The following is a 5,767-nucleotide window of genomic DNA, read 5'->3' as shown; positions in this document are numbered from 1 at the left end:
GCGGGCCACGAAGAAGGCCGGCGACTTCCCCGCCCGCAAAGATCAACCCCGTGTCGTCCACGTCACCCGCCGCATCCAACTCCCACTGCCTCCGACAGCGGTCACCGACCTAACGCAAGGCCATTGGGCACCGCGGCGGGCACCGCGGCCCGCGCTCCCACCAGGACCGGCGGGAATGGACCCGCCGCCGAGGAGATCTCTACGCGCGGCAGGTGAATCAGCTCCGCTGCCGACCGGTCGGGCTGGCCGGGCCGTGGATGTCCGAGGGATCGGAGCTCTTCATCATCTGATCCGTAGTTCCGACACTGACGGACGAATGTCTGGCGCCAGATCGCGCCAGAGCAGCCACAGACGCAGAGCGGCAGCAGGGCCCCGGTGACGGCGACGCGACATATAGCTGCGGATCGCCGCAGTGTTCTCCTCAGCTCGGGCTGCCCTTCTGCTGGTCATCCACGGCGAACTGGCTGCGGCCGGTCATCCATAATGTCAAGGGCGGATCCCCGCCCGTGCCGGGTTTTAGGTGATCACGTCCACCGCGCCGAGGCCGAACCGAACGGGTACAGCATTTCGACACTCGACGACCTGGCCTCGAACGAGAGATCGCGCCAGGATCCGAGTAACCGCTCGATCGCCGCAGCCTGGCCGAGTCCGGGGGCGGTGCGGGTGCCACCGCACAAGGCGCACAAGGTGACGCCGGCCGGCGGCGCCCAGGGCGCTTGCCAGCGCAAGCGCCGCGAACCGGCGCGGGAGGTGGAACGACTTGATCATCGGTGGGTCCCCCTCCGATGGGGTCGGCGGGTCGACTGTCAGGGCGCCGGGCCGGGCCTCGCGTCAGGGTAGGGCGCCGACGTTTGGTGGCTTCCGACTGGAGGAGTAGCGGTTGAGATGCCGGCATCGGCGTGACAGAGGAGGGTCGGCCGTACAAGCGGCTGCCGCCGGGCGGCCCGTCAACATCGAGGCCCGCTTCGAGCAGACCCGGGCCCGGGAACGCGCGCTCGGCGTGGCGCACTGGGAACAGCCCGACCACGGCGTGTTCGCCATCGGGGTGGAGGTCGCGGGCCGACCCCCGCTGCGCTTCGTCGGCCGGCCCCACCGGCCGGCGAGCAGCGTGGACTTCCGGCTCTACCTGCCGGGCCTGGCCGCCTACTACACCGCGCGCGGCGGCCGGGTGGTGATCGGCCCGGTCGACCTACCCCGGCTCGGTCGCCGACACGACCTCGTCGTGGTCGCGTCCGGCTCGCCGTCGGTGCCCGGGCTGTTCCCCCGCGACCCGGCCCGCTCGCCCTTCGGCCGGCCCCAGCGCCGGCTCTGCGCCGGGTTCTTCCGGGGGATCGCGCCCACCGAGCCGATGGGTCTGCACTTCCAGCTCTGCCCAGGCGTCGGTGAGATCTTCGCCAACCCGTTCCGTTCGGTGGCCGGGCCGGCGCACGCCCTGATGATCGAGGCGGTGCCCGGCGGGCCGCTGGAGGCGATCACCCGGCTGCCCTGCGACGCGGATCCCGAGGGCTTCGAGCGCACCCTGCTCGCCCTGCTCGCCCGCTTCGCGCCCGCCGTCCGCGATCGGGTCGACCCCGGCGAGTTCGGCCTCACCCGGCCGATCGACCTGCTACAGGGCGCGATCACCCCGGTCGTCCGGCACGGCTGGGCCGAACTGGACGACGGCCGCTTCGCCGTCGCCGTCGGCGACGCGTGGGTGCTCAACGACCCGATCGTCGGTCAGGGCGCGAACCTGGGCTCGCGCACCGCGTTCCTGCTGGCCGACGCGATCCTCGCCGGTCCGCCCTACGACGCGGCCTTCTGCCGTGCGGTGCACGCGCGGATGTGGGAAGCGGCCCGGCCGGTCACCGAGTGGAGCAACGCATTCCTGCAGCCCCCGCCGCCGCACGCGGTGGAGCTGCTGGTCGTCGCCGCGCACGACCCGCGGGTCGCCGACGCCTTCGTCGAGAACTTCAACGACCCGCCCGCTATGTGGGACGCCCTCTGCGCGCACGAGCGCTCCGCAGCCTGGCTGAAGCGTGTCCGCACCACGGCACCTGCGGCCTGACCGGGCGCCGCCGCAGCCCGTAGGTCGAGGCAGGCCTCGGCACCTCATCCCGTTGCGGGGTCCGGCCAGTGCCCGGGTGCGAACGCTCCGTCGGGCACGGCGGCGCCGTCGGGGTGCACGTCGTCCCAGCCCGTGACGGCCCGTTCGGCCCACGCGGCCCAGCGGGCGAGCAGCTCGGTGTACTCGACGAAGAACTTCCCGGTGAGCGCGATGACGGGGAGCCGCTCGGGGAAGGGCCCGCCGGTCTCGGCGTAGTCGCGGGCCTGGGCGTGGGCGATCTCGCGGCGGTGCTCGGCGTCGGCACGGATCGCCTTGAGGTTCTCCAGCAGCTGCTCCCGGGTGCCGTGGTCGGCGAAGGCGACCTGCAGCAGGGCCTCGAACTCGAGTCGGGGCTGGGGGGTCAACGGCCGGTCGAACCAGTCGCGCAGGGCGGCCCGCCCGGCGTCGGTGATCGTGTAGACGGTGCGCGCCCGCTTGCCCCGGTGCTCCCGGAGGGTGGTGGCGAAGCCGTGCCCGGCGAGCTTCTTGCACTCGGCGTAGACCAGGCTCTCGGCCTTCGGCCAGTACCAGCGCAGGCTCCGGCCCATCTGCTGGGTCAGCTCGTAGGCGCTCCACGCCCGGACACCGAGCAGGGACAGCACCGCGTAGGACGTCGAGGTCAGGTCCGTGGGCACGAGGCGAACAGTACTCCTCCTAGGAGTATCCCGTCGGCAGGGGCCACCCTGGTCCGCCTGTGCCGCCGCCGGTCACGGTCCCCAGTAGGTCTCGCCTTGCTGGTGCAGCGCCCCGACGACGACAGGAGGCGGCGGTGGACGTGCTGGAGACGCGGCTGACCCGCGAGTACGGGATCCGGTACCCGTTCGTGGGAGCCCGGGATGGGGTTCGTGAGCCTGGCGCCGCTGGCGGCGGCGGTCAGCGCGGCGGGGGGCATGGGGATGATCGGGGCGGTGACCGAGCCTCCCGACCGGGTGCGGGCGCTGGTCCGCGATGTGCGGGAGCGCACCGTGGAGCCGTTCGGGGTGGACCTCGTGGTCGGCGAGTCCGCGATGGGCCGCTGACGGTGCCGGACCACGTCCAGGTCTGCCGCGCGGAGGGTGTGTCCGTGGTGGTCTTCCACATGGACACCCCGCCCGCCGACTGGGTCCGTTACCTGCAGGCGGGCAGGGCGCGGGTGTGGAAGCAGGTGTCGTCGGTGGACGAGGCCCGCTCGCCGCGGTCGAGGAGCGCGTGGGCCCACAGTCGGCGGGCGTTGGCGGCCTCGATGCGGTGCGGGAGCGCGTCGGCCTGAGCAACCGCGGCCCGGAAGTGCTCGTCCGCCGCGGGCCCGTCGCCCGCGGCGGCGGCGAGGCCGGCCACGGTGCACACCAGCCGCAGGTCGACGAAGGTCAGGACCAGGCCACCGGCGAGCGCCTCGTCGACCTCGCCGGCGAGGGCGGCGGCCGCGTCCCGGTCGCCGAGCACGGCCAGGCCCTCGGCCACGGCGAGGGTCGTGAAGCGGCCGCCGAGCGACGATCGATCGCGGTCGGCGAGGGCGTCCCAGCGCGCGTGGAAGCGGTCCCGGTCGCCGAGGCGGGCCAGCAGGCGCAGCAGCGGGGCCTCGTAGCGGCCCCGGTACGCGCCGTGCGGTTCGAGCCGGACCCCGGGGGCCGCCCCGTCGGCCGCGAGCTCGAGGGCGTGGGCCTCCCGACCGGGGTTCGCCAGCAGGCGCGCAAGGTGCTGCAAGCCCCTGGCGTCGGCGATGCTGACGCGGCCCTCGTACGCGACGGTCCAGAACTCGCCCTCGCGCTGGAATACCTGGGCCTGCGGCACGTGCGATGCCTTCCCCTCTGCGGCCTCGTCAGCGGCAGGTATCGGCCCGCCCGGCCCGCCGACACGCCGAAATCGGCTCGGCGCCCTCGCCGCCCCGCGCTGCGCGGACCGACGCGGGCACCCTCGACCTTGCGACGCGAGTGCGGAACGCGTTCGTCGAGGACCCCTTGACGTTACTCCGTACAGGAGTATGTTTACGTACGCTGATACTCCTGAGAGGAGCATATCCATGCCCGAGCTGCACGGGTTCTCCCACGTGTCGCTGTCCGTGCGGGACCGCGAGAAGAGCGTGGCGTTCTACGCCGACGTGCTCGGCTTCGAGGTCTTCCAACACCTCGCCGAGGAGCACTTCGACGAGATCGTCATGCTGCACCCGGCCGGGATGGTGCTGTGCCTGCAGCAGCATCACGCCAACGCCGGCGAGCCCGCGGACCCGGCTCGCACCGGCGCCGACCACATCGCCTTCCGGATCGGCAGTCGCGCGGAGCTGGACGAGTGGGCCCAGCGACTCGACGCGCTCGGCGTGCCCCACTCCCCGGTCGCCGACCGCGACTACGGGGCCGTGCTGTGCCTGCGCGACCCCGACGAGTTCCAGCTCGAGCTGTTCCACCGCGAGAACCATCCCTGAGGAGACGATCATGCAGACGAGGTTCACCGAGCTGCTTGGCTGCCGGCTGCCGATCCAGCTGGCCGGCATGGGCTGGGTCGCCTGCCCCGAGCTCGCGGCCGCGGTCGCCGGTGCCGGCGGCGCCGGCACCGTCGCGCCGCACCTGCTGCCCGCGCCGGCGCTCGAGCCAATGCTCGACGAGCTCACCGCGCGGGCCGCCGGCCCGATCGGGTTCAACGTGCTGATCCCGTTCCTGGACCTCGACGCCGTCGAGGTCGCCGCGGCCCGGCTGCGCTACGTCGAGTTCTTCTACGGCGACCCCGACCCCGCCCTGGTCGCCCGGGTGCACCGGCACGGTGCGCTGGCCGGCTGGCAGGTCGGCTCGGTCGGCGAGGCGGTCGCGGCCGAACAGGCCGGCTGTGAGTTCGTCATCGCCCAGGGCGTCGAGGCCGGCGGGCACGTCCGCGGCAGTACCGCGCTGTTGCCGCTGCTCGACGCGGTGCTCGACGCCGTCACCGTCCCCGTCGTCGCCGCCGGCGGAATCGCCACCGCGCGCGGCCTGGCCGCCGTGCTCGCCGCCGGCGCCGACGCCGCCCGCATCGGCACCCGGTTCCTCGCCACTCAGGAGGCCGACGTGCACCCCGACTACCAGGCCGCCGTGCTGGCCGCGAACCCCGAGGACACCGAGCTCACCGAGGCGTTCTCCGTCATGTGGCCGAACGCTCCACACCGGGTGCTGCGCTCCAGCATCGCCGCAGCCCGGGCGGCCAGCGGCGAGACCGTCGGCACCGTCAACCTCGGCGACACCGAGATGCCCGTGCCCCGCCTCGGCCCCATGGCCCCGATCCGCGCCACCAGCGGGAACATCGCCGCCATGCCGCTCTTCGCCGGGCACGGGGTCGGCGCGGTCCGTGAGGTCCGGCCCGCAGCTGAGATCGTCCGCGAGTTCGCCGACGGCGCCGCCCGCCTGCTCCGACCGCAGCGCAACCGCGAGCGGGTGCTGCGGTGAGGGGTGCGAATCCCACCGTTGGAGCTGACGCCGATCTTGACGCGATGTCAGCAGCGGGGCGCGCCGTCGTTGCGCGGCTGCCCATCACGGCCTCAGAGGGCGCAGCTCACCTGTACCACGGACGCCCGCAGAGCAAGGCGCAGCGTGGCTGAGCTGCCTCTGCTGTGAGGTGGCGCCTAGAGCGTGTCCCGTGGATCATGCGGGTCGGCTGCGGTAGATCTCTTCTGTGCTTGATCGCCACGACTTGACCGACGCGGAGTGGGCACGGCTGGAGCCGTTGCTGCCCGACCGGACACCG

The 5,767-nt window shown here is 73.3% G+C and carries 6 protein-coding genes; 4 read left to right on the top strand and 2 right to left on the bottom strand.

What is annotated here, in order from left to right; all coding sequences use genetic code 11:
* The first annotated feature begins 880 nt into the window (after positions 1-880).
* Positions 881-2,044: a styrene monooxygenase/indole monooxygenase family protein gene (locus KME75_RS39515; protein ID WP_219420121.1), complete on the top strand. Its 1,164-nt coding sequence runs from the start codon at positions 881-883 to the stop codon at positions 2,042-2,044.
* A 44-nt stretch (positions 2,045-2,088) separates the two neighbouring features.
* Here KME75_RS39515 and KME75_RS39510 read toward each other — a convergent pair whose 3' ends face one another.
* Positions 2,089-2,718: a PadR family transcriptional regulator gene (locus KME75_RS39510; RefSeq protein WP_219420120.1), complete on the bottom strand. Its 630-nt coding sequence runs from the start codon at positions 2,716-2,718 to the stop codon at positions 2,089-2,091.
* A gap of 201 nt (positions 2,719-2,919) precedes the next feature.
* On the opposite strand from KME75_RS39510, the gene KME75_RS39505 reads away from it, so the two are divergent.
* Positions 2,920-3,102 (top strand): nitronate monooxygenase, encoded by a 183-nt coding sequence (locus KME75_RS39505; RefSeq protein WP_219420119.1) that lies wholly within the window; start codon positions 2,920-2,922, stop codon positions 3,100-3,102.
* Between the two features lie 88 nt (positions 3,103-3,190).
* Here KME75_RS39505 and KME75_RS39500 read toward each other — a convergent pair whose 3' ends face one another.
* Positions 3,191-3,853 carry a hypothetical protein gene (locus KME75_RS39500; RefSeq protein ID WP_219420118.1) on the bottom strand — a complete coding sequence of 221 codons (663 nt, stop codon included), beginning with the start codon at positions 3,851-3,853 and terminating at the stop codon, positions 3,191-3,193.
* A gap of 229 nt (positions 3,854-4,082) precedes the next feature.
* On the opposite strand from KME75_RS39500, the gene KME75_RS39495 reads away from it, so the two are divergent.
* Together KME75_RS39495 and KME75_RS39490 are read left to right on the top strand one after the other, a co-directional pair.
* A complete protein-coding gene (locus tag KME75_RS39495; protein WP_219420117.1) occupies positions 4,083-4,481 on the top strand; it encodes a VOC family protein in 399 nt (132 codons plus the stop codon).
* Between the two features lie 10 nt (positions 4,482-4,491).
* On the top strand, positions 4,492-5,469 hold the full coding sequence (locus KME75_RS39490) for an NAD(P)H-dependent flavin oxidoreductase (protein WP_219420116.1): 978 nt from the start codon (positions 4,492-4,494) through the stop codon (positions 5,467-5,469).
* Positions 5,470-5,767: the final 298 nt, after the last annotated feature.

Origin of the sequence: Pseudonocardia nigra, assembly GCF_019396355.1 — a bacterium.
GTDB lineage: Bacteria > Actinomycetota > Actinomycetes > Mycobacteriales > Pseudonocardiaceae > Pseudonocardia > Pseudonocardia nigra.
The sequence above is the reverse complement of the archived record's forward strand: the minus strand, read 5'-3'. Positions and strand labels throughout refer to the sequence as shown.